Raw genomic sequence first — 22,971 nt, 5'->3', positions numbered from 1 at the left:
TCATACGAAAATGGCGGGTGCGCCGCCGGACCTTTTTCATGCTCAAACTGTTGCCCTCCACTACCCCCGCCCTAGCGCGGTGGGTCGCGCTCGCCGTGAGCCTGACAGGAGGCGCGGTCCAGGGGGCGAATGACAGCCCCGTGAGCTTCAATTTCCAGGTCCAGCCGATCCTTGCGGGCAGCTGCTATCAGTGCCACGGCCCCGACGAAAAGCAGCGCAAAGGTGGCCTGCGGCTGGATGTGCGGGAGGCGGCACTCAAGGACGGCGTCATTGTCCCCGGCAAGCCGGAAGCGAGCTCGCTCATCGAACGCCTTTTCACCAGTGATGAGGACGAGGTGATGCCTCCGCCGGACTCGCACAAGACGATTGATACCCCCCAGCGGGAGGTGCTGAAGAAATGGATTGCGGAAGGTGCCAGTTACGAGCGGCACTGGTCCTTTACCCCGCCCAGGTCCCCCGCCGTACCGCTCCCAACGACGGCCGACGCCAAGGCGCTCGCGAGCTTCCCCATCACCAACCCGGTGGATGCCTTTGTCCTGGATCACCTGCGCGTCAAAGGGCACCAACCAGCCCTGCCAGCCTCCCGGGAACGCTGGCTGCGCCGGGTCACCTTTGACCTCACTGGCCTTCCTCCCACTCTGCAGGAGATGGATGCCTTCCTGGCCGACACCTCCCCACAGGCCTACGAGACGGTGGTGGATCGCCTTCTCGCCAGCCAGCGCTATGGGGAGAGGATGGCTACCGACTGGCTGGACGCGGCCCGCTACGCGGATTCCTACGGGCGGCATGAAGATGCCGAGAGCATCGTCTGGCCCTACCGGGACTGGGTCATCCAGGCCTTCAATGACAACCTGCCGTATGACGAGTTCATCGTCAGGCAAACCGCCGGAGATGAACTGTCCGACCGGCCTCGCACCGCAGAAGTGCTCGCCACCACGTTCAACCGGCTCGTGCCACAATCGAACGAAGCGGGAAGCAACGAGGAGGAGTTCCGCCAGGAACACGTGGCGGACCGCATCAAGACCAACGCAACGGCCATCCTAGGGCTGACCCTGGAGTGTGCCCGCTGCCACGATCACAAGTACGATCCGCTCACCCAGCGGGAGTACTACCAGATGGCGGCGTTTTTCAACAACATCGCCGAACTCGGTCTTTTCCCCCGGCAGACAGCGGGAATCCCGGCCCCGGGACATCTGCTCATGTCCTCTGCGGACGAGGAGCGCAATCTCGCGATGCTGCAGGAGATCAAGCAGGCGGAAGCCGCTTGGGACACCCTGCAACGGAACAGCCGGGAGCGGTATGAGGCCTGGGTGGATGAACATGGCAAACCACCACCCGCCACACCAACCTCGCACTACGAGTTTGAGAGCGTGGGCGAGAAGAAACGTGGCCAGCGCAAGCTCTTCTCCGACTCCCTGCATCCGGACAAGTTCACCGGCGTGGCGCGTCAATCCATCGAACCAAGCGAAGGTGTCCGCGGCCTGGGCCTGAGGTTCGAGGATGACAACGGAGCCAGATTCCCCGGGGTGGGAGTCTTCCGGCGGTCCGATCCGTTTTCCATCGCCCTCTGGATCCGTCCGGAGGAATCGCAGAGCCGAGCGGTGGTCATTCACCGCACCCGCAGTGGTCTGGATGCCGCCAGCCGCGGGTACGAACTGCTCCTCAATGAACTCCATCCCGAGTTCTCCCTGAGCCACTACGCTCCGGGCAACTCAATCCGCATCCACTCCAAAACGGCCATCCCTCTCAACGCCTGGACCCACATCATAGCCAGCTATGACGGGTCCAGCCGGTCGACGGGGCTGCGCCTCTACGTCAACGGGAAGGCCGCCGAGGCCGAGGTGATTTCTGATCATCTCTACCGTGACATCTTGTACCGTCCCGAGTGGGGTGACTACGATGCCGTCCGGCTTCAGGACAACATCGATGAGGACGACGTGGCCCTTTCGATTGGCTACCGCCCCAATGACAAGATCATCAAGAACGCCACCTTTGATGACTTCAAGATCTTCGACAAGACGCTTTCGCCCAACGAAGCCGCCCTGCTGGCCCTCCCTCCCCAGCCGCCTAAAAAGCAGGAGGAACGCGGTTTCCTGGCCGGCATCTGGTACGGCCTGACGCATCCTTTTGTCGGCCGTGCTCCTGACGTGGCCCCCACCCCGGACGCAGGCTATGAAGCCTGGCTGAGGGACCTGGACCCGCAAGGCAAGGCCGCACTGAAGCGGCTGCATGACCTCCGGACCGCCCAGGATGACCTGGTGAACCACGCCAGGGAGATCATGGTCATGCGGGAGATGGAACCGCGCCGCGCCACCTTTGTGCTGGCACGGGGCCAGTTCGACCAGCCCGGGGAGCAGGTGTTTCCTGAAACTCCCGCCAGCATTCTGCCTCTGCCTGCAGACTTCCCACGCAACCGGCTGGGCCTTGCCCGCTGGTATGTGGACAGACGGAACCCACTGACGGCGCGTGTGGCGGTGAACCGCATCTGGCAGGTGTTCTTTGGTCGTGGGATCGTGGGCACCTCGGAGGACTTCGGCATCCAGGGAGAGCTGCCAACCCATCCCGAACTTCTGGACTGGCTCGCCGTTGATTTCATGGACCAGGGGTGGGACGTGAAGCGGCTCTGCCGCATCGTGGTGCTCTCCTCCACCTATCGGCAGTCCTCCACGCCACAGGATCCGCAGTTGCTGAAGGACGATCCGGACAACCGCCTGCTGGCACGCGGCCCCCGCCACCGGCTCTCTGCAGAAATGATCCGTGACAACGCGCTGGCCATCAGCGGTCTGCTCACGCCAACCATGGGAGGTCCTCCCACACGCCCTTACCTGCCTGAGAACCTGTACGAGGACTCCGGGGTGCAGATGACCTACAAGCAGAGTCACGGCGAAGCCTTGTGGCGGCGCAGCCTCTACACCTTCTGGAAGCGGACGCTGCCGCCGCCCACCATGACCATCTTCGATGCCCCCAGCCGGGAGTTCTGCCTCACCCGGCGGGAGACCACGAGTACGCCCATGCAGTCGCTCGCGATGATGAACGCTCCGGAATTCGTCGAGGCCGCGCGTGCCTTGGCAGAGCGTCTCATCAGGACCTATCCGCAAGACCGGACTGCGCGCATCGCGGAGGCCTTCCGGCTCACGTCAAGTCGCAGCCCCCGCGCCGGTGAAACCTCGGTGCTCCTGAAGCTTCTGGAGGAAGAGCATCTCCACTACACTCAGGCTCCGCAGGAGGCTGAAGCGCTGCGCCGCGGCAATGGGGAGCATCCAGCGGATCTCGATCTACCAGGCGCGGAAGTCGCCGCCACCACCATGCTGATCCGGGTGCTCCTGGGCAGTGAGGAGGCCTTGTTAAAGGAATGAACCGCCCTGCTGGCACCCAACTGATTTCACGCATGTCCCCTGCCCCTCTCCATCCCAATCGCCGTCAGATGTTGGCGCGCACCGCCATGGGTCTGGGGGGCATGGCCTTCGCCGATCTGCTGGCGGCTGAGACCGGCTCCACCCAGAACCCTGCCCCCATTCGCCCGGGCGTTCCTGGACTGCCACATTTTGCCCCACGGGCCAAGCGTGTCATCTGCCTCTTCATGAGCGGCGGGATGACACACCTGGAAACCTTCGACCCCAAGCCGCTCTTGAACGAGCGCGTGGGGCAGGAACTGCCGGATTCGTTCAAAAAAGGCCGCTCCGTCCTCTTGGGCATGTCGGGCAACCAGGCCAAGTTTCCTCTCGTTGGCTCCTGGATCCCCTTTCAGCAGCACGGGAAGTCCGGTGCCTGGTTGAGCGATGCCTTCCCTCATCTGGCCACGATGGCGGATGACATGTGCTTCATCAAATCCATGCACTCCGACGCGGTCAATCACGACCCGGCGATGACGTTCATGAGCACAGGGGCGCAGCTCCCCGGCCGCCCCAGCATGGGAGCTTGGCTCAGCTACGGCCTCGGCAGCCTGAACAACAACCTCCCCTCCTTCGTTGTCCTCATCACCAAGGGGGCTGTGGATCAGCCGCTTTCCACCCGGCTCTGGGACAGCGGATTCCTCCCCACCCAGAATCAGGGCGTCCAGCTCCGGGCGGCCAAGGATCCCGTCCTCTTCCTGAGCAATCCTGCCGGCATCAGTGAGGCCAACAACCGCCGGGCCATCCGCGCCTTGCAGGAACTCCAGGCGCAAAGCGATGCGCCTGAAGCGGCGCTCCAGGCCCGCCTGGAACAGTATGAGATGGCCTTCCGCATGCAGACCTCCGTACCCGAGGTGACGGACTTAAGCCAGGAAACGGACGCCGTGAAGGGGCTATACGGGCCTGAGGTCTCCACTCCGGGAACGTTCGCGGCAAACTGCCTGCTGGCCCGGCGCCTGGCGCAGCGCGGCGTACGCTACATTCAGCTTTACCAGCCCGGCTGGGATATGCACGGGAACATCGTGCGGGACTTCAAAGGCCTCTCGACGCGGGTGGACCAGCCAGCAGCGGGGTTGCTTCAGGACCTGAAAAATCAAGGGATGCTTGAGGACACACTGGTGGTCTTCACCTCAGAGTTTGGCCGTACCTGCTACTCCCAAGGGCGCCTGCGCGGTACCGGCTCCCAGATGGAGTATGGGCGCGAGCACCACCGGGACTGCTACAGCACCTGGCTGGCGGGCGGCGGCGTGAAGCCCGGCGTGAGCTACGGTGAAACAGATGAACTGGGCTTTGGTGTGGCCAAGGATCCAGTCCACGTCCACGACCTGCATGCCACCATGCTGCACCTGCTGGGCATTGATCACGAGCGCTTCACCTTCCGCTTCCAGGGACGCGACTTCCGGCTCACGGATGTCGCAGGCAAGGTGGTCACGCCCGTCCTGGCGTAGCCGTTTTGGCGAGTGTGGAGTTTTATTGTCCGACTGCCAGCTTTTGGCATTCGTCTGCCGTTTCCGCGTTGATTTCCCTCATCTCCCAGCCCCTTTTCCTTTGCCAACCCGGCAGCCCCATGACAGCATCGCTGGCTCGAAAGTACCAAATCTGAACGCTTCTTTACAAGACACTGATTATGGCCAGACCCGTCACTCTCTTCACCGGCCAGTGGGCCGACATCCCGCTGGAAACTCTGCTCGGCAAGGTCAAGACCTTTGGCTACGATGGCGTGGAACTCGGCTGCTGGGGTGACCACTTCGAAGTCGCCAAGGCAGACCAGGCCTACTGCGATGCCAAACGCGCTCTCATTGAGAAGGCCGGCCTCAAGTGCTTCGCCATCTCCGCTCACCTCGTGGGCCAGGCTGTTTGCGACAACATTGATGAACGTCACAAGCAGATCCTTCCAGACTACATCTACGGCGACGGAGATCCTGAAGGCGTGCGTCAGCGTGCCGCAGAAGAGTTGATCAAAACGGCCCAGGCCGCCAAGCGCTTCGGCGTCAGCGTGGTCAACGGGTTCACCGGCAGCAGCATCTGGCACCTGGTGTACAGCTTCCCGCCGAACCTCCCCAGCCAGATCGAAAACGGCTACAAGGACTTTGCCAAACGCTTCACGCCCATCCTTGATGAGTTCCAGAAGCAGGGCGTGAAGTTCGCTCTCGAAGTCCATCCGACTGAAATCGCCTTCGACATCGCCAGCGCTGAGCGTGCCCTCCAGGCGGTGGACTACCACCCGGCTTTTGGCTTCAACTACGATCCCTCCCACTTCGGCTACCAGGGGGTGGACTATGTGAAGTTCCTCTACAAGTTCAGCGACCGCATCTTCCACGCACACATGAAGGACGTGGCCTGGGATCTGAGCAACGACACTGGCGTCTTCGGCGGGCACGTGGACTTCCACCGCCCCAACCGTTACTGGGACTTCAAGTCCGTGGGTCGCGGCGACATCAACTTCGAGAAGATCATCCGCGCACTGAACGACATCCAGTACGCAGGCCCTCTCAGCATCGAGTGGGAAGACGGCGGCATGGACCGCGAGTTCGGCGCCACTGAGTCCGCAGCCTTCGTGAAGGCCCTGGACTTCCCCACCTCGAAGATCATCTTCGACGCGCAGTTCGCTGAGAAGTAAGTCTCTTCGACATCTTTTGCCTTTAAAGGCGCGCCCAAATCGGGCGCGCCTTCTTTCCATGTGGCTGAGGCATCCAAAACGACCTCCTGAAACTTCAACCCAAGTTTCGCAACTGTGGAGGCTAGCCAGCCATCATTCCAATTTTGGCGAGGCATCTTGCTCAAGTCAGCGGTCCTCAACGACACCATGAGGCACCTTGTCCTTCTGGCCCACGGAGCGCCAAGGACTGCCGAGTCAACCGAGCCCGAATAGAGCCAAAAATTAGGCGGGTCTGCGGAACGCCTAGCGGCGCCGCTTGCGCACATCCACAAACCAATGCGCTGTCGTCGTTTGCAGTACGGCTTGAGGATTAACGGAATAATGTGCATCAGTAAAAGGATCGTAGATCCTTACAGAGTTGACAACAGGTCCGAAATCTGTCGGCGTGAAGTCAACCTGATGCAACACAACCACGTGCCCCATGCGTGGTCCTGTTTGGTATGACACGATCAACGGGCGATCTTGCGCCAACTCAGACACAAGCCAGTCTGGTCTGGGAGCACCGCGGTAGTAGGCACAACGGGAAGCCCACGGTGCCCCGTCGTAGTCAAAACCCCACTGATTCAAGAATTGCGCGATTTCCCCATCTGAAGCGGTCTCAGACTTGAGATAGCCTTTCACTGCGGTCACAATATCCTCTTGCCGCCATTCGACTGACTTGTAGTTAAGCATCATCTGGATGCAGGCCGCCCAACACCATACCGGCGTCTTTTGACGAGCCTTAAAGAACTCAAAGCCATCCGCATAGGCGATTTCAGCTCGCGATGATTGCGTCAACGAGAGTACCGAAATCGCGATGATAGTGAAGACAGCACGCAATGCTTTCATTTGCATGGATTGTTGAATTCTGAACTTCCAAGCCAACTTTCGCCCCTGAGCGAGACTGCACCTGCATATAACCTTCAATATTTTTACAACGATGCAATCGAACAATGTTTAACACCTTTTTTCGACATCAAATCAGTCACCACCTCCGCCTAGCCAAACGGCCTCACCGGCAGCAGCGCCTGTACTTAGTGTACAGTCCAGTTTGCCGGGAAGTAAGCCCCACAGTTTCCTCCCGCAGATTCCTTCAAAAGGCGTGCCCGCAAGGTACGCCTTTTTGCTTTTTGTGGAGTTTCTCAGAGTACCGACTTGTGCCACTGCGATTCGCCTCTTGGCACCCCACCTGTAAGCTTCAGTGCCCCAAAGTCCCAGACGTCCAATTCCAGGGCGGCATTCGAATTTCACTTGGCAGGGCGCTCTGTTTTTGCGAGTCTTTGACAGTATCCGTCCTGGGTTACCAACCAACAGGCAGTAGAAACCTCCCCTTCATTTTATGGGACACTCTATCTTCGGGATCATCGGACCGGCGGGGCTCGTCGCAGACTACGCCACCCAACATGAGTTGCACCGTCCTACTCCTCTCAGGAAGAATGATCTGGTCTTCCTACCGCTGAGTGACGAGCACCTTGATGAGCTCTTTCCCGATCCCTGCGTCCACGATGACGAAATGATCTATCTGTGCTCTGGATTGAAGGAGACCCTGACCGAACTCTCAAAAGAGGGACCTGTCGCCTGGATCGAGACGGCCTATGTAGGGGGGCTGGGCGAGCAAGGGGCGACGGTCTATCAGAATGGAACCTGCATCATGGAACCGACCGTCGCCTTCCGCGGTCCCATCTCCGTGGCACTTCAGTTGATGGGGGTATCCAAGGGTGCCGAAGACATCGATGAGTTCGCTGCGGCCGGTCTATGCGAGTACCGAGAGAACGACGACTGGATCGCCTCCACCAACGGAAAGGATTGGGGGAATCCATATCCGACTTCCCTGTCCGGACACCCCTTGATCGAGACCACCGACGAACTTCAGGAGGAACAGGAGCTTCAACGGTCCAACCCCGGGTCGTTCTCAATGGTGGCCTGCATTGTGGGGTCTGGCCTCAACCTCCTGGGTTGTTTCCTTCTGGCCGGAGTGCATTTTATAGACGGCATGGCCTCCTTCGCCAGTGCGGGAGGTTCCGCGATTCACTCAAGCGATCTGCTGACCTGGATCTGGTCTCCAGTCGCCATGGCCACCTACACTTACTTCGACGCCTCGCCGAATCCGGCATCGCCGGAGTTCGCGCTGGTCTCCGCAATCAGTTTCGGAGTGTTCGTCGGGTTCTTTGTCGCCTGGATCAAGAGGCCTGTGTACGCTTGAGGTTGTCTCGCGACAAGCAGCAGTAGCAGAGCAGCAGCAAACGCCCCCGACTTGGCCTTGGCGGGTTCGAGGAAGATATGGCCAGGTTTGTTCGTGCAATAAAGGAGGCGGGGGTTCATAGCCCTGCTCACGCACCAAACGTCCCTTGATCCGCTTCCCGCTCCGACCAGCCAAAAGACCGCGGGGCCACGAGGGCAGCCCTACCAGACATCGCCCTCACAAACCGACACTTCCCGCTCGAACGACTGGGTGCCCCTGTGGTCAAAAAGGCTGCGCCACGCCTGTGATCGAAAAAACCACAACCTCCCCACAATGAATCCCGCAGCACTCCACCTGCTCACCGTTGCCGCCATCCTGCTCCAAGCTCCGATTGTCGGAGCGAAGGAACCGATCCCCTCACCCACGCAGCCAAGCCCGAGTACGGCTTCCCCAGTCACTGACGATGAGGCCCGGCTGGTAAAGGCGTTGCTCGACCAATTGCCCCCCTCCCAAACGACGCTGTGGCGGCACATAGCGCAGGTCAAAGGGACTGGCCCCCAAGTCACCGAAGACCAGCTCAAGTTCGCCAACGCCAACTTGGAAAAAGTCCGTGAGATCATCCCGCAATTGCGCAAGAGCCTTAAGGTAGGCGCATCCATCTTCAGCTACCCCGGCCTCCTCGCCCACGGCGACATCACCTATCAGATCATCAAGGGGGGCGGTCGGGACGCCTTTGCAGAGCCGGCTGCTCCCGTTGAGTACGGATACCGCTTCTATATCGGAATACCCAAGTCAGAATTTTCCCACATCTATGACTTTGAGCTGCTCTTCGATTCCCAGGGGATCATTCGCACCATCAACAGTGTTGACTGGAAGAACTAGCCCACAACAAAAAGCACCCCTGGTTGGCCTCAAAAGACTCTAATCCCAGCCCTTCAACGCGCCGCATGCTCAAGCGTCTCATCGCCAAACTCTTTGCACCATCCACCCCAGCCCCCGGCTCGTCGAATTCACGCCTGATCACTCCAGCAGAGTTCACGGAGGACTACGTCAACACGTTACAAAACACCCATCCCGAACTCACGATCGAAGTGGTGCAGGACTTGGAACTCCGCGTTGCCCGGGAGGGGCAGCCCGCCGTGAGCACCTTCCTGCACAATGTCTACGACGTGTACAAGCAAGCCCCTGGAGACAAGGCGACGATCTTCGAAAAGTTCACCCTCACCATCTTTGACTTGCTCGATCTCCAGGACAAGAAGCTGGATCCCTCCCGCATTGTTCCAATCGTCAAAGACCGTGCGTGGATCGAGGAAACACGGGCCAGCCTGGCAACACGTGGGGACGGCGAACCTCCAGAGCACATCGTTGAAGGACTCAACAGCGAGTTAGTCATCCTCTATGCAGAGGACTTGGACAACAGCATCCGTTACATCTCCCACAGCGACCTCGCTGAGGCGGGCATTGAATCTTGGAACTTGCGCGATCTCGCCTGTGAGAACCTCCGGCGTCTGCTCCCCAAAATTGAGTGCCACGGCGAAAATGGCCTCTACATGCTCGCTGCTGGCGGCAACTTTGAAGCCAGTCTTCCCCTGTTGGATTTCGTCTGGAAGGATCCCGGGCTAAAGGTTGACGGCGAGTTCGTCTTCGCCATCCCAGCTCGCGATCTGCTTGTCATAACTGGCAGCAAAGACGGAGAGGGCATCGCGAAGCTGCATCAGATCAACCACGACGTCTTCTCGCAAAATGGATCCTATCGACTGACACAGAAACTCTTTCTGTACCGCCAAGGGGAAATCGAAATCTTCGAAGAGGAATCGGATCGGAACCCAACTGTGTCCTAGTCGCCCAATAGAAAAGCTGAGACCGGACATCCGATCTCAGCTCAAAATCAGGTGGTCGGTGACCAGCTGTTACTTCTTGCCAATTTCCTTCTCGATCGCGGCCGCGAGTTGTTCGCCCCGGAGGTCTTTGCCGGCAATCTTCCCTTCGCGATTCAGCAGAAATGTAGCCGGAATGCCCTGAATGCCGTACTTCCCGGAAACTTCGTTCCCCCAGCCTTTGCCGTCGAAGTATTGGGGCCAGGTCATCTTGTGCTCCTTCAGAAAGGCATCAAGCGCGGCGCGATCTTGATCGAGACTGACACCAATGATCTCCAGCCCCTGATCGTGGAACTTCTCATAGGCCTTGATCACGTTCGGCATCTCATGAACGCACGGCCCACACCAGGTGGCCCAGAAATCAATCAGGACGACCTTGCCCTTTAGGCCAGCCACGGACAACGGCTTACCCTCCAGGTCTTTCACTTCGAAGTTGGGAAACTCCGCGCCTTCCACGAGCTTCTTGCTGATCTCCTTCGCGGCCTTACCCCGCTCAATGGCCGCCAGCACTTTGTCGACTTGCTGGCCTGGCTTGGTTTCAGGGTAGTCGGCCTTCACCTTTCCAAGCAGTTTGATGGCCGTGTCCTCGTCTTCGATGATCTGCGCATACAGCATCGCCTTCATCATGGCCACGTTGGCCACTTCGTCCGTCTTCTCATCCTTGTGCTGAGCGAGGAGAGCATCAAAGGCTTCAATCTCCGCCTTCAGATCCTCTGCGGTGGACTTCCCAGCTGCCGCCTTCTGCTGCACCTGACCAACGATCTTGACCATTTCTTCTTTGATGATCGCGGCCATCATGTGGGGAGCCAATGTGAGCCCGGCCAAGGCCGCAAACATGAGTAGAGATTTCGATTTCATAGGGTTGGATGATAGCGGTCAGAGGTCCTGAAAGACGGGTTCTCATCGAGCCGTCGTGAACTGGAAAATGGGTAGTATACAGGGCATGAAGACGTGCCTCACGACTTTTCCAGACGCAAAACCGCGATTCCGCGGAATGCCCTCCGTCCCTCGCCTGATGAAATACGCACCTGCTTCAGGAGCAGACGGGCGATTTTTTCCCTATGACACTGGCTAAGCGGCGACCGGATGCTCTCCTAAGGTGCTTGTGGTACCCAAAAAGGATTTACGATGCGACTGCCAGATGTCATTTTTATGGTTTGCGAATTTTAGCTCCTTTGTTCGCCAGTCATGATCCGCCCCGCCAGCCGTCTCTCCCCTCTCATTTTCGCCCTCGGCTTGTGGTGCCTTTGTACCTTCAATGCGAGTGCCACGGTTTTTCTGATCGACCTCAATGAGAATGCTGGATCCCCTCTCCCTGCCGGTCAGACTTGGAACACCTATGCAGCACCCACCAACATCACGGGTGCCACGATCTTGAGTTCTAGCGGACAATCCAGTTCCGTCACCTTCAGCGTCACGGGGACCATTACGGACAATACTGCCAACTCTGGAACAGCCGTTTTTGACCCAAACCAATCTGGTGTGGTCAACCTGCCCACTTGGGTGGCAGCGGGAGGTGCCAACGGAGCCGCTGGCGACAACTTTTTCACGAACAACTCCACGACCACAGCCGCATCTTACACGCTCACCTTTGGGGGGCTCACTGCAGGAGACATCGTATCCATCGATCTCCTCGCATCTCGCAATAGCGGTAGCGCACTGGGTTTCTTCGACTACTCACTGGATGGTGGCACAAACTGGACAGGATTCAGAGTGCTCAATGCAGATGGAACAGCAGCCACGACCAATGGTTGGGATACAAACACAACCAAGAGCCAGGAGTTCAGCCTCCAGTCCCAGGGCTACGTTCTGCACCGCTATCTCAATGCCGCCGATCTTACGCTCACCGGCTCCTCGCTCATGATTCGGACCACGGACGCCAATACGACCACGAGTACGTTTTCAGCCATCAACGCCATTCAAGTGACGGTCACTCCCGAACCGACCACCGGAGCCCTTCTGATGATGGCGATGGCTTGCTTGGGCTGCCGCCGCCGCAGGAAGAGCGAGGTGTGAGGTTCGAGGGAAAATGGGCCTGCACCGGACAAGCCAAGGGAGCGCACGCATCTTGCGCGTTGTTCTCTGCATCTTGCCGGGAACGTCAGTCAGCACGTGGCATCGGGAGGTGCCACTATACACTCGTGCAACATCGCATAGGAGCGACCTGGAGATGTTGAGGGCGGTAGGAGGGAAAGCGGACGCTGTCGGCCTTCCCACCTGACCACCTTTTTTGGAAGGTACCCAAGGTTGACTCGCTTAGGGCTCGTCCAACCTTGGGCTGTGCTACAAATCCCCTTCGGGGATTAACTGCGGACTGAGCCGAAGCCCATTACTTCGGCAGCATGGCGAGATACTGCTCCGTCATTTGCTTCACCTTGTCGCGCTGGACGGGCAACTGAGGCTCCAGCTTGGCCAGTTCACCTTTGATCTCGACCACGGCCTTCTCCTTGTCGGCGATTTCCTTGGTGGAGTTCTCAATGGTCTTCTGCCCATCGGTCTGGCGTTTCTTCGTGCCGTCCACTTCGATGTTGGCCTTGGAGACTTCCAGGCGCTTCGCCTCGACGGTTTTCATGTCCTCAGCAATGCGAGCCCGCACGTCAGCGAGCTGCTTTTCAAGCGGATCCAGGACAGTCTTGATTTGAGCCAAGGCCGTCTGCACGGGTTGCGACTTGGCAGCGAGCTCCTTGTCCGCTTCGCCCGGCTCAGCCTGCTTCTCCGCCAGGGTCTTCTGCTGGGCGGCGATCTGGTTGTTCAGATTCTGCTGCTGATTGCGGAACGGCGCGGCGGCTTTCTCCGCTGCTTCAAACTCGCCTTTAGCCTGGGCGACCACCTTCTCGAGCTTTTCGACCTGGGCGCTCGACTGCTTCACAGCAGCCTGACCTTCGGCCAACAGCTTTTTGATGGCATCCAGCGGGCCCGCAGCGGTCGCAGCCTCACCCTTCACGGCCTGCTGGGCCTGCTCGGCCGCAGCGAGCTGGGTTGAGACTTCAGCCGCCTTCTTCTCGGCCGCTCCTGCGGCGGTTTTGGCGTCGTCCAAAGGCTTCTGAGCACCGGCCTTCTGGTCAGCGGGAGCATCAGCCAAGGCTTTCTCAGCAGCCGCCTGAGCAGCTTGTGCTGCGCTCAAAGCCTTGACAGCTTCTTCTTTAGCGGACTTGGCAGATTGCACCGCCTTGTCTGCCGCAGCGAGACGCTCGTTCACTTTGGCCAGGGCGGCTTCCTTGGTTTTAGCTTCTTCGGCACGAGTGGCGTCGGCCTTCACTGCCGCCTCACGAGTCGCCTTCGCGGCATTCAGTTCACCCTCGACCTTGGCCAGGGCTTCCTTCTTTGCCTGAGCCGCCTTGCCTGGAGCGTCCAGCTTGGTGTTGACTTCATTGCGCTGCTTGGCCAGCACCGCGATCTGGTTATTGATATCCGTCACAGCCTTCTGGGCTGCCGCCACGCGATTCGCTTTTTCCTGCTCCAGGGCCTTCAGCTCAGCCTCCTTCATCCCCTGGGCCTTCTTCTGCTCCTCGGTCTGGCCCAGAAGCTGTGCCTCCTGCGCCTTGGCGGGCTCGACAATTTTCTCCACTCCGGGAAGTTCGCCACTCACCTTGGCCAGGGCTGCCTCTACCGCAGGCAGGGCTGCCGTGGCTTCCGCTATGGCTTTCTTGCTCGTTTCAATCCGCTCCGCCGCCGCGACCTTGGCAGCCTCGCTGTCCTTGAAGGCTTCCTGATAGCCGACGAAATCAGCTTCCATCTTCTCAAGCTTCTCACGTTCGGCCAAAACGTTCACGTTGAACTGGGCCGCACGCAGCATCGAAGGCAGCTTCTGGTAAACCGCCAGCTGATCGCGCAAGGCCTTCAGTTTTTCCTGCACGCCCCCTACGGCATTGCGGGTGTCCCCCAGTTGTTTCTCAGATTCGGCAATGGATTTAGGCAGCGTTTCGAGCACTTTCTTGGCGTCCTCGAAGGCCTTTAGTTTCGCCGGTTTTCCCGTATTCAGCGCGGCGACCTGATCTTGCGCAGCCTTAACCACCTTGTCGAAGTCCGCCACCGGCTGCGGGGCCGTGGCTGTCTCCTTCTTCACGCCTTCCAGCTTCCCGTTTGCCTCGGCCAGCTTTTTGTCGAGGTCCGCAACTTGTGCCGCCAGCTCGGGTGCCGTCAGCTTGGCCTTGTCCGCGCCGAGCTTTGCAATCTGCTGTTCCAGTTCCTTCTGCTGGGCGACCTGTTGCTCGTACTTCTTGAGAAGATCTGCCTGAGCCTGACGCTTGGTCTGGGCTTCTTTGACCGCTTTCTCCAGACCAGCGAGGGTGTTGGGGAAATTCTTGATCTCACCGTCCAGCTGGTTGCGCTGGGCGCCTGTGTCCTCCAGCTGCTTCCGCAGGGCGGCGATCTGAGCCTCCTTCGCCTTCACCGCTTCTTCAGCCTGCTTCACCGCGGCCTCTGCCGCAGGCACCTTCGCGACGAGCTCGGTGGCGTAGCGCTCGCTCTCCACGATGCGCTGGGCAATGGTCGGAGGATTACTGGAAAGCACGCCCTTTTCCTCGAACTTATCCGCACTCCAGAGGCGCACGTCCCCTTTCCAGTCACCCGACACCACGGTCTTGCTGTCGAACAATCCGGCGACTTCCGTCACGATGTCTTGTTGCTTCTTGGACTCTGCTTTCTTGGTGCCGTTGATATCCCAGACCTTGATCAATCCATCGCGACCTGAGGAAACAACCGTGCCATCGGGGGCGAATGCCACCGCCAGGACGCCGCCAGCATGAGCATCCCAGCTCTTCACCAGCTTCCCGTTCTCCATCTCATAGGTGTTGATTTTCCCGTCCTCGCCGCTGGAGGCCAACACATTGGAATCAGATCTCCAGGCCACCCCGGTACAGGCCGCCTTGTGCCCGTCCAGCTGGTAAAATTCACCGCCAGTGGCCGCCTCTGTCACCATCACGTTGCCATTACGGTCACCGCTGGCCAGCAGAATGCCGTCCGGGCTAAAGCCCACCGCGAGCACCCATTCCGTGTGCTTCTTGTTGACGTAGAGTTCTTCACCGGTGGAGGTGTTGAAGACTTTGACCTTCTTGGAAGGGCTACCGATGGCAATCATCGCCTGGTTGGCGCTGATGTCTGCACTCATCACGGCATCGAACTCCTTGCCCGCTTCCGCCACGCGTTTGCCGGTCTTCACATCCCAGACCACGGCATTCCCCATCTTGCCCCCGCGTCCGCCGCCAGCAATGAGGAGTGCGCCGTTCTGGCTGAACTTCAGGGAGCGGATGTAGCCCTCAGGATACGGATACACGCCGGCCAGCACCTGGGTGTTGGTGTCATAGACCAGCGCCTGTTTCAGACCGCTGATGGCCACCAGGGGCGACCAGGGATTGGCCGCGATGGCGGTGATGGCGGTGGTTCGCGGGGCCGTGGCCACGGGTTCCAGCAGAACATTTTCCGGCATCGGCAAGGGTCCTTCCGGCTTGCCAGCCTTGGCCACCACCATGGAGAGGTTGCTCTTGGGCGCACCCTTCTTGGCAATGCTGGATGCGGTCTCCAGCACGCCGCCGTTGACCCACTTGGTCAGCACCTCGATCTCCGCCGCGCTGAGCGGCGCGCCTTCTGGCGGCATGAAAGGTTCCGCTGTCTTCTTTGTCGTCGAGACCAGCTTGCTGCCCTCCGCATCACCCGGGTTCACCACCGGGCCACCCCCGCCACCCGTCATGGCGGCGGCAAAGCTGGTGAGGTCCAGATCGCCCTTCTTCTTGTCCGGATTGTGACATGAGAAACACTTGTTCTCCAGCAGTGGACGCACGTGGTCATTGTAAGTGACCTTCTCCTGGGCTGCAGCCTGGGCCGCCAGGCCGCATGCGGTGGCGATCGGAAGTAGGAAAAGAGTACGATGATGGGAAGTCATGGCTTCAGAATGACGAACTGGCAGGGACTGGATAGATACGAGGGAGGGGTGACAGACCTATCTGGCCCCCTCTTCCTCAGCAGGATCACGGATGATGATCACATCCGGCCCACCCGTCTCCCGGCACCATCAGGTGCGGACGAGGTGCAAAGTGGGCCGGGATGCTGACTAGTGATTGAAGTAGAACTCCTTGGAATTGAGCAGCGCCCAGAAGAGGTCTTCCAGCACCACCTGACGAGGCTCGCCGGACTCCGCAATCTGCTTGAGGACCACTTCCGACTCCTTGGCCAGGGGCTCCCGGCCAAAGGTGCGCAGATAGAGCTCAAGGATGATCTCCTGATCCGACTTCTTCTCGTTGACCAGGGTGGCCACGACCTTGCCGCGCTTGATGTTCTCATGCGCTGCGTCGCCGTTCATGAAGTGCAGCGCCTGTGAAAGCGTCGGGTCCATCTTCACCTCGCAGGAGCAAACCGTCTCACGGCTGGCGCGACCGAAGGTGGTGAGGAAATAATTCGACACCGAGCCGTCAGCGATCTGAACCGCACGGGCTCCGAGGGGAAGCCCCTGATACTTGGTGGGAGTGTTCGTCACCGAAGACACGGCATCCGCCAGCACTTCGGCACGCATGCGGCGCACCAGGGCGTGGGCGAAGTTGCGCTTGTCACTCTCATTGCTCTCGTTGACCTGGGTGGCCCGCTGGTAGGTGATCGAGTTGCAGATGTCACGAACCAGACGCTTGAAGTCGTAGTTGTACTCCGTGAGCTTCTTGCCCAGGGTGTCGATCAACTCGGGGTTGGAAGCGGGGTTGCTGATGCGGACGTCGTCCACGGGGTCGATGATCCCCACGCCAAAGAAGTGCGCCCAGGTGATGTTCGCCAGGTTGCGGGCGAAGAACGGGTTCTCCGGTGAGGCCAGCCACTTGGCCAGCACGGCACGGCGGTCTTCACCCGGCTGCATGGTGGGCTCATCGCCACCCAGGAACTTGGGTTTCATCGCCGCCTTCGTCAGCGGGTGGCGGGACTCCCCGCCCTTGCTGTTGAAGACGATCGTTTCCCGCGGATCATCCGTCTGCTTGCGCCCGATCTGGGTGAAGAAGGCCATGAACCCGTAGTAGTCATTCATGGTCCACCGGTCGAACGGATGGTTGTGGCACTGGGCACACTGGATGCGCATCCCCATGAACACCTGGGCCACGTTCTCCGTCACCTTCAGGGTTTCGCGTTCGATCTGGAAGTAGTTCGTCGGTGGGTTGTTGATGGTGCCGCCCTGGGAGGCAATCAACTCGGCCACGATCTCATTCATCGGCACGTTCTTGCCAATGCGGTCCGCCAGCCAGTTGTAGTAAAGAAGAACGTTTTTGTAGTAGGCGCCCTGGTTGTTCTCGGTGCTGCGGATCTGCATCAACTCCGACCACTTCATCACCCACATCTCGGTGAACTCTTTTCTCTGGAGCAGCTTGTCCACCAGCGCTTCACGCTTCTTGGGGTTCGCATCCGCCACAAACTCGGTCACTTCCTGAGCGCTAGGCAGCACGCCCACCACGTCCAAGGAAACGCGACGGAGGAATTCCTGGTCTGAACAAACGCCGGAGGGAAGGATGCGCAGTTTGTGCAGCTTCTCGTTGACCAGCGTGTCGATGTAGTTGGCCTCCACCAGCTTGGGCCGCTCATACTTCAACCCTTCGGGGATGACGATGAACTGGGACACCACAGAGTACACGTCGAAGCGTGCAAGAATGAACGACTCCCCACGATCGTGGGAGGTCACACGGCCCTCTTTGTCCACGCTGGCGCTCGGATCGTTGTTGGACATGAACACCACCAGATTGGTCACATCGCGATCTGTGCCGTCGGAGTAGGTGGCACGAACCGAGACCTGCTGGGTCTCACCCTTGCCTTCGAGAACCGCCTGCTTGGGGAAGATCTCGATGCCCGTGACGTGAGCCACTTCTGGTGCGTCATTCGGCACCCCCTTGCTGATCCACTCGATCAGCGTTTTGCTCAGATGGCTGTCCTTGTCGAAGCAGGCGTTGCCGGAGTGCGGCACTTCACCGAGGGCCTTTTCGATCAGGGTGCTGTCTTCGGGGATGGCCAGGTTGATGCGCCGTCCGCTCATTTCGCGGGTGACGCGGTCGTAGTCGCCAGCAGGGTCAAAGCCGAAGAGGGACAGCCGGAAACCGTCCTTGCCGCGGGCAGAGCCATGACAGCCACCCGTATTACAACCCGCCTTCAAGAACACCGGCATGACGTCGAGCCGGAAGGAAACCTCACGGTCCTTGACGGCGTCTGCCACTTTCACCGCAGCCGTTGCCGTCTTGCCATTGAAGGCAGCGGTGAGTTCCGTGCTGCCGTCCTGGCCGGGCTTCAGATGCATGCCCTTGACCGAGGCTACCTGGGGGTTAGTGACCTTTAGCTCGGCGAGCTCCGTCACATCCCGGGTGGTGCCGTCATTGAATCTGGCAAACACCAGCACGCGCTGGCTGTCACGCTGAGTCTCCAGCGACAGGGTTCCAGGAAGGATCTCGATGCTCTCCAGCTTGTTGAGTTTTTCCTTCAACCGGGCCAGAGCCTTCAGCTCTTCCTCTGTCTTCTGTTTGATCACCAGTCCCTGGGGCCACTTGGCACCTTCAGCGATCCAGCGCTTCATCAGATCGGCCTGTTCAGCGGTAAGCGGATCCCCTTTGGGAGGCATGATGTCATCGTGATCATGCGGCAGCACCACGCGGCTGTAGATCGGGCTCTTCTCTGGAGTGCCAGGAACCACGGCCGCACCGCCTTCGCCCCCCTTCAACAGGCTCTCACCCGAGTCCATGAGCAGCTTGCCCTTGGTCTTCGCCGGGTTGTGACACTCAACGCACTTGGATTCAAGCAGCGGCTGGATGTCCCGCACGAAATCCACCGGACCAGACTGTTCCGCTCGGGCCATTCCCGTCGCAAGACACAATCCGATGCCCAGAAGGGCCTTGGAGGTGAGAGATGAAGTCTTCATGGTGGGAAACACTGTCGTGGGGGTCTTGAGTGTGAGTCGTTGGGAGATGGCGAGGATCGGGAGCGCGCGTTGCGAACTATTTGGCGGCCGACTCCTGACGGAGCTGCTCCAGACGGCTGAGTTGTTTCTTCGGCGCATCGGCCGCAGGTGCGGCTGGCTTGGCGGCCGCCACCTGGGCTGCCGGCTGAGCCGGTACGGCGGGGGCCTTGCGGGGAGCATCCACACGGAGCGTCGTGCCCCCGGCGATGCGGTGCACGGCCACGCCCCCCTGCACGGGCACTTCCACCTGGCAGAAGAGGTTGGCATGCTTGCCTACAGGCGATTTGTCCGTGGTCTTGATCTTGAAGCTCAGTTCCTTGGCGTCCTTGTTGAACTTCAGCGTTTCCACCTCCACGGAATCCGGGATGCCGAAGATCTTGGCGGAAGCCTCCCCGTCGAAGGGTTGGGCCAGCTCCAGCTTGCAGACAAACTCGCCGTCTTTCCCCTGCTCCACTGCGGTGAGCTGCATGCTGCCAGACAGGTAGGCAGGCACCACGGTCACCTCGCAGAAAGGAGACGCTGCATAGATGGTCCCGTTGCCGCCCTCGGCCTCACCCAGGACGGTCAGGCTGTAGTTTCCAGGCGACACATTGCCGGTGGTATCCAGCGTGAAGGTGGCTTCATCCTGGCCTTCGGGGATGTCAATTTCCCCTTGGGAGTTCATGCCGTTGGGGCGCCACATCATGAGCACGCGAATGGCAGCCTTGAAGCCTTCCTTGCGCTTGGCCACCACCTTGAGGGGCAGGATGCCATTGGGCACCAAGGGGGTCGTGGGTTTGATCAGTTCAAGGGTATAAGGAACCTCTTCCACCACGGCCACCGGGAGCTGATCCACCTGCTCCGTGTAGTAGATCGTGTTGCCGCTGCGCACCATGTCGAACTCCTGCGCCATGCGCCCTTCGACCTTCTGGTTGGCATCTGTCGGCTTGAGCGTCACCGGCACGGCCGCGCCGCCCAGAGGTGCGTCTGCCGTAGCCTCAAAGAGCAACGGGATGCTGGTCTGGTTTCCCGGCATGTTGGTGGACACCATCTTGACCCCCGGGGGCAGATTCGGCATTTCGAACGTCATGTCGCCCGAAGCATTGTTGCGGGTCACGTTCACCATGGTGGCGTAGCGATTGCCACGCGGCACGGCAATGAACTGACGCTTGTGACTGTCGTTCACCCCGAAGTTCGGTGAGGCAAAGGTCACGAGCGGCACCGAGGCCACCGCCTCAACGCGGTACACATACGTGGGACCGCCACGAGCCAGGTGGTCGCGGATAATCACACAATACGCGCCGTCCGCCGGTGCCGTCACAGACAGCTTGCAGTCCAGGCGACGCTTGGTGCCGCCGTCATCCGCAGCGCCAATTTGGGCACCCTTTTCATTGGTCAGCACCATCACCGGATCCAGAGGTGATCCGAGCGACTGGGCATAGGCAAAGAAGTCCACCTTCATCCCCTTTTTAAGATTCACCCAGAACCGGTCTTCATCCCCAGGCTTTTCAATGATGCCGTTCAGGGCACAAGGAGCCTCCAGATTGGTGCGGTTCGCCTCCTTGTCGTTGGGCTCCACTTCCAGATAGCTGTCAAACGGGCTGACGCGCATGATGTTCCCGGAAGGAGCCGGATCATCCTTCAGATACACCATGTGCTTGTCTGACGTGTCGGCCGGCAGAGTGACATCCTCTTCGGTGACGTCGCCATTGGCTTCGATGAACTTCACCTTCTGCGTGCTGCCCGCCTTGCCGCCGGAGGGATAGCACACCTCAGGCCGGCGGAAGCTGCCGACGTGCAAGCGGTAACGGGACTCGCCATTGCCGCGATAAGAAGACTCACGAACCTGGATGGTGTAGTTTCCATCATCCGGGGCCACAAATGTCAGGTGGCCATCCTGACGGTGGAGCACCGTGTCATCCGACACCGCGACCTCAAAACGGTCGCTGTTCATCAAGGCGATGTAGGGGTCAAAGGTGATGTATCCCAGACGCATGCCCTCGATCTCCAGGCTGATGCGCTGGCCTTTTTTGGCCGCGATGCGGTAGTAGTCCACATCTTCGGTATTGGCCACGCCTTCCACCGTCTGATTCAGGGCAATCTCCTGGGGAGCTTCGAAGTCGTTGTTCGGCTCTTTCTCCTGCACGCTGGCAAACGGACCCACCATGATCTGCCTCATGAAGGACAATCCGGTCCGGGTGCGCACGCGGACGAAATGGTTCCCCAGCGGTACATCAGGAGCCACAGAAATGACGGTCTCCACCGAGCCGTTCTCCACCTTGCCCACGGACTTCAAGGCAAACCCGGGAGAATAGAAAATGAGCCCGTCGAAGTCAGCCAGACGAGTGCCGCGCAGGGTCAAGGTCGTCTCCACCCCACGCTGCACCCCGGTGGGGGAAGTGCCTGTGAACGTGGGCAGAGCGGCCACCACAGCCGGGACAGCGGTGGCCAGCACCAGTGCCGCCCCCACTAGGCGAAGAGAGTTTTTCATGGTCAACATCAGTCTAATAGAAGTCTGTACGCCCGCCCGATGTGGGCTGGCGTGGGCTCGGATATCAGGAAGGCGGTGAAGCAGAAACTTCACCGCCTTCGCTTACGACAGTTCTGGCGGTGAATTCAGTTAGGCGAGAATGCCTTCGATCACCTCGCCACCATTTACGATGTCGATGGGGCGGCCGCCGTCGGCCATCAGGCGCTTCTCGGCATTGATCCCAATCAGACGGTACATCGTTTTGGCCAGGCTTTCCGGGGAGACGGGGTCAGCGTCAGGCTCACCGCCGAGGGCATCGGAGGAGCCATACACCATGCCGCGTTTCACACCACCACCAGCCAGCGCCACGCTGAACACACGAGGATAGTGGTCGCGGCCGTTGGTGCTGTTAATCTTGGGTGTACGGCCAAATTCGGAGCTGACCATCACCAAGGTGCGGTCCAGCATGCCGCGATCATCCAGATCCTGGATCAGACGGGCGAAAGCGATGTCGAAGTTTGGCGCGTTGTTCTTGAAGCCGTTCTTGATGTCGCTGTGGTGATCCCAGCCGCCATAAGTCACGGTGACGAGGCGGACGCCGGATTCCACAAGGCGGCGGGCCAGGAGCAGACGCTGACCAGCCTGATTGCGGCCATATTCATCGCGAAGCTTGGCGGTTTCAGCATTCAGATCGAATGCCTCACGAGCCTTCTGGGAGCTGACCAAGCCGTAGGCGGCCTGATAGAAGCTGTCCATGGCAGTCAGCGCATCGGACTTCTCCAAGGAGCTGAAGTGCGCGTCCACGGCATCCAGGAGACCGCGGCGGCGGTTGAAGCGCTGCTCGGTCACATCCTTCGGCAGGGCGAGGTCACGCACCGCGAAGTTGCTCTGGGCGGGGTCACTGCCAAGGCTGAAAGGACCGTAGGCCGTGCTGAGATAGCCGGTGCCCATGGACTCGCCGCCTGCGACACCACCGAAGGCCTGCGGCACGCAGACATAAGGAGGAAGGCTGTTCTTCACGCCCAGCTCATGAGAAACCACGCTACCGAAGCTCGGGAACTTGATCGCGGGGCTCGGGCGGTACCCGGTAAACATGTTGTGGGTGCCACGCTCATGTGCGGCTTCCCCGTGCGTCATGGAGCGGATGATCGTCAACTTGTCCGCGATGGCGGCGGTCTTGGCGAAATGCTCGCCAAAATAGACTCCCGGCAGATTCGTCTTCACCGGGGTCAACGGGCCACGGTAGTCGGCCGAAGCGAAAGGCTTGGGGTCCCAGCTTTCCTGGTGGGCGATCCCGCCGGGAAGGTAGATGTGAATCACCGCGTCCGCCTTGGCATCGACCTTCGCCACATCAGGGATGGTCATTCCTGCTTCCAGACGAAGGAGGTTCGGCAGGCTCAGGCCCAGACCACCGGCAAGACCTGCATAGAGAAATTCGCGACGGCTTTGTCCAACTCTCAGGTCGAGGTGGTTGCCCTGGCAAAGAGAATGCATTTTCATGACGGTTAGAAGGGATGGAGGACGG

The 22,971-nt window shown here is 59.8% G+C and carries 13 protein-coding genes; 7 read left to right on the top strand and 6 right to left on the bottom strand.

The window, feature by feature from the left end:
- The first annotated feature begins 38 nt into the window (after window positions 1–38).
- The 3 genes from BV106_RS21305 (at window position 39) to BV106_RS21295 (ending at window position 6,012) form a co-directional block, all read left to right on the top strand.
- Window positions 39–3,356, top strand: a complete 3,318-nt coding sequence (locus BV106_RS21305; protein ID WP_063767974.1) for a DUF1553 domain-containing protein — start codon at window positions 39–41, stop codon at window positions 3,354–3,356.
- Window positions 3,357–3,388: 32 nt separating this feature from the next.
- Window positions 3,389–4,840 carry a DUF1501 domain-containing protein gene (locus BV106_RS21300; protein WP_038168030.1) on the top strand — a complete coding sequence of 484 codons (1,452 nt, stop codon included), beginning with the start codon at window positions 3,389–3,391 and terminating at the stop codon, window positions 4,838–4,840.
- Between the two features lie 179 nt (window positions 4,841–5,019).
- Window positions 5,020–6,012, top strand: a complete 993-nt coding sequence (locus BV106_RS21295) for a sugar phosphate isomerase/epimerase family protein (RefSeq protein ID WP_038168029.1) — start codon at window positions 5,020–5,022, stop codon at window positions 6,010–6,012.
- Between the two features lie 282 nt (window positions 6,013–6,294).
- Here BV106_RS21295 and BV106_RS21290 read toward each other — a convergent pair whose 3' ends face one another.
- On the bottom strand, window positions 6,295–6,885 hold the full coding sequence (locus tag BV106_RS21290; protein ID WP_265595921.1) for a papain-like cysteine protease family protein: 591 nt from the start codon (window positions 6,883–6,885) through the stop codon (window positions 6,295–6,297).
- Between the two features lie 484 nt (window positions 6,886–7,369).
- Here BV106_RS21290 and BV106_RS36010 point away from each other — a divergent pair, with 484 nt between their 5' ends.
- The 3 genes from BV106_RS36010 (at window position 7,370) to BV106_RS21275 (ending at window position 10,053) form a co-directional block, all read left to right on the top strand.
- A complete protein-coding gene (locus BV106_RS36010) occupies window positions 7,370–8,233 on the top strand; it encodes a hypothetical protein (protein WP_051946142.1) in 864 nt (287 codons plus the stop codon).
- A gap of 312 nt (window positions 8,234–8,545) precedes the next feature.
- A complete protein-coding gene (locus BV106_RS21280) occupies window positions 8,546–9,094 on the top strand; it encodes a hypothetical protein (RefSeq protein WP_038168024.1) in 549 nt (182 codons plus the stop codon).
- A gap of 65 nt (window positions 9,095–9,159) precedes the next feature.
- On the top strand, window positions 9,160–10,053 hold the full coding sequence (locus BV106_RS21275; RefSeq protein WP_038168021.1) for a DUF1444 family protein: 894 nt from the start codon (window positions 9,160–9,162) through the stop codon (window positions 10,051–10,053).
- 69 nt (window positions 10,054–10,122) lie between these two features.
- On the opposite strand, the gene BV106_RS21270 is transcribed toward BV106_RS21275, so the two are convergent.
- Window positions 10,123–10,947, bottom strand: a complete 825-nt coding sequence (locus tag BV106_RS21270) for a TlpA disulfide reductase family protein (protein ID WP_038168019.1) — start codon at window positions 10,945–10,947, stop codon at window positions 10,123–10,125.
- 330 nt (window positions 10,948–11,277) lie between these two features.
- Between BV106_RS21270 and BV106_RS21265 the strand changes: the two genes are divergently transcribed.
- Window positions 11,278–12,105: a PEP-CTERM sorting domain-containing protein gene (locus tag BV106_RS21265; RefSeq protein WP_038168017.1), complete on the top strand. Its 828-nt coding sequence runs from the start codon at window positions 11,278–11,280 to the stop codon at window positions 12,103–12,105.
- Between the two features lie 313 nt (window positions 12,106–12,418).
- Here BV106_RS21265 and BV106_RS36005 read toward each other — a convergent pair whose 3' ends face one another.
- The 4 genes from BV106_RS36005 to BV106_RS21245 form a co-directional block, all read right to left on the bottom strand.
- On the bottom strand, window positions 12,419–15,970 hold the full coding sequence (locus BV106_RS36005) for a c-type cytochrome domain-containing protein (RefSeq protein ID WP_051946141.1): 3,552 nt from the start codon (window positions 15,968–15,970) through the stop codon (window positions 12,419–12,421).
- 168 nt (window positions 15,971–16,138) lie between these two features.
- A complete protein-coding gene (locus BV106_RS21255; RefSeq protein ID WP_038168015.1) occupies window positions 16,139–18,958 on the bottom strand; it encodes a DUF1549 domain-containing protein in 2,820 nt (939 codons plus the stop codon).
- 76 nt (window positions 18,959–19,034) lie between these two features.
- Complete coding sequence (locus tag BV106_RS21250; protein ID WP_038168084.1) at window positions 19,035–21,467, bottom strand: PPC domain-containing protein; 2,433 nt, start codon at window positions 21,465–21,467, stop codon at window positions 19,035–19,037.
- Window positions 21,468–21,596: 129 nt separating this feature from the next.
- Window positions 21,597–22,946, bottom strand: a complete 1,350-nt coding sequence (locus BV106_RS21245) for a DUF1501 domain-containing protein (protein WP_081892055.1) — start codon at window positions 22,944–22,946, stop codon at window positions 21,597–21,599.
- Window positions 22,947–22,971 lie beyond the last annotated feature (25 nt).

The organism is Verrucomicrobium sp. BvORR106 (assembly GCF_000739655.1).
Classification (GTDB): domain Bacteria; phylum Verrucomicrobiota; class Verrucomicrobiia; order Verrucomicrobiales; family Verrucomicrobiaceae; genus Verrucomicrobium.
The sequence above is the reverse complement of the archived record's forward strand: the minus strand, read 5'-3'. Positions and strand labels throughout refer to the sequence as shown.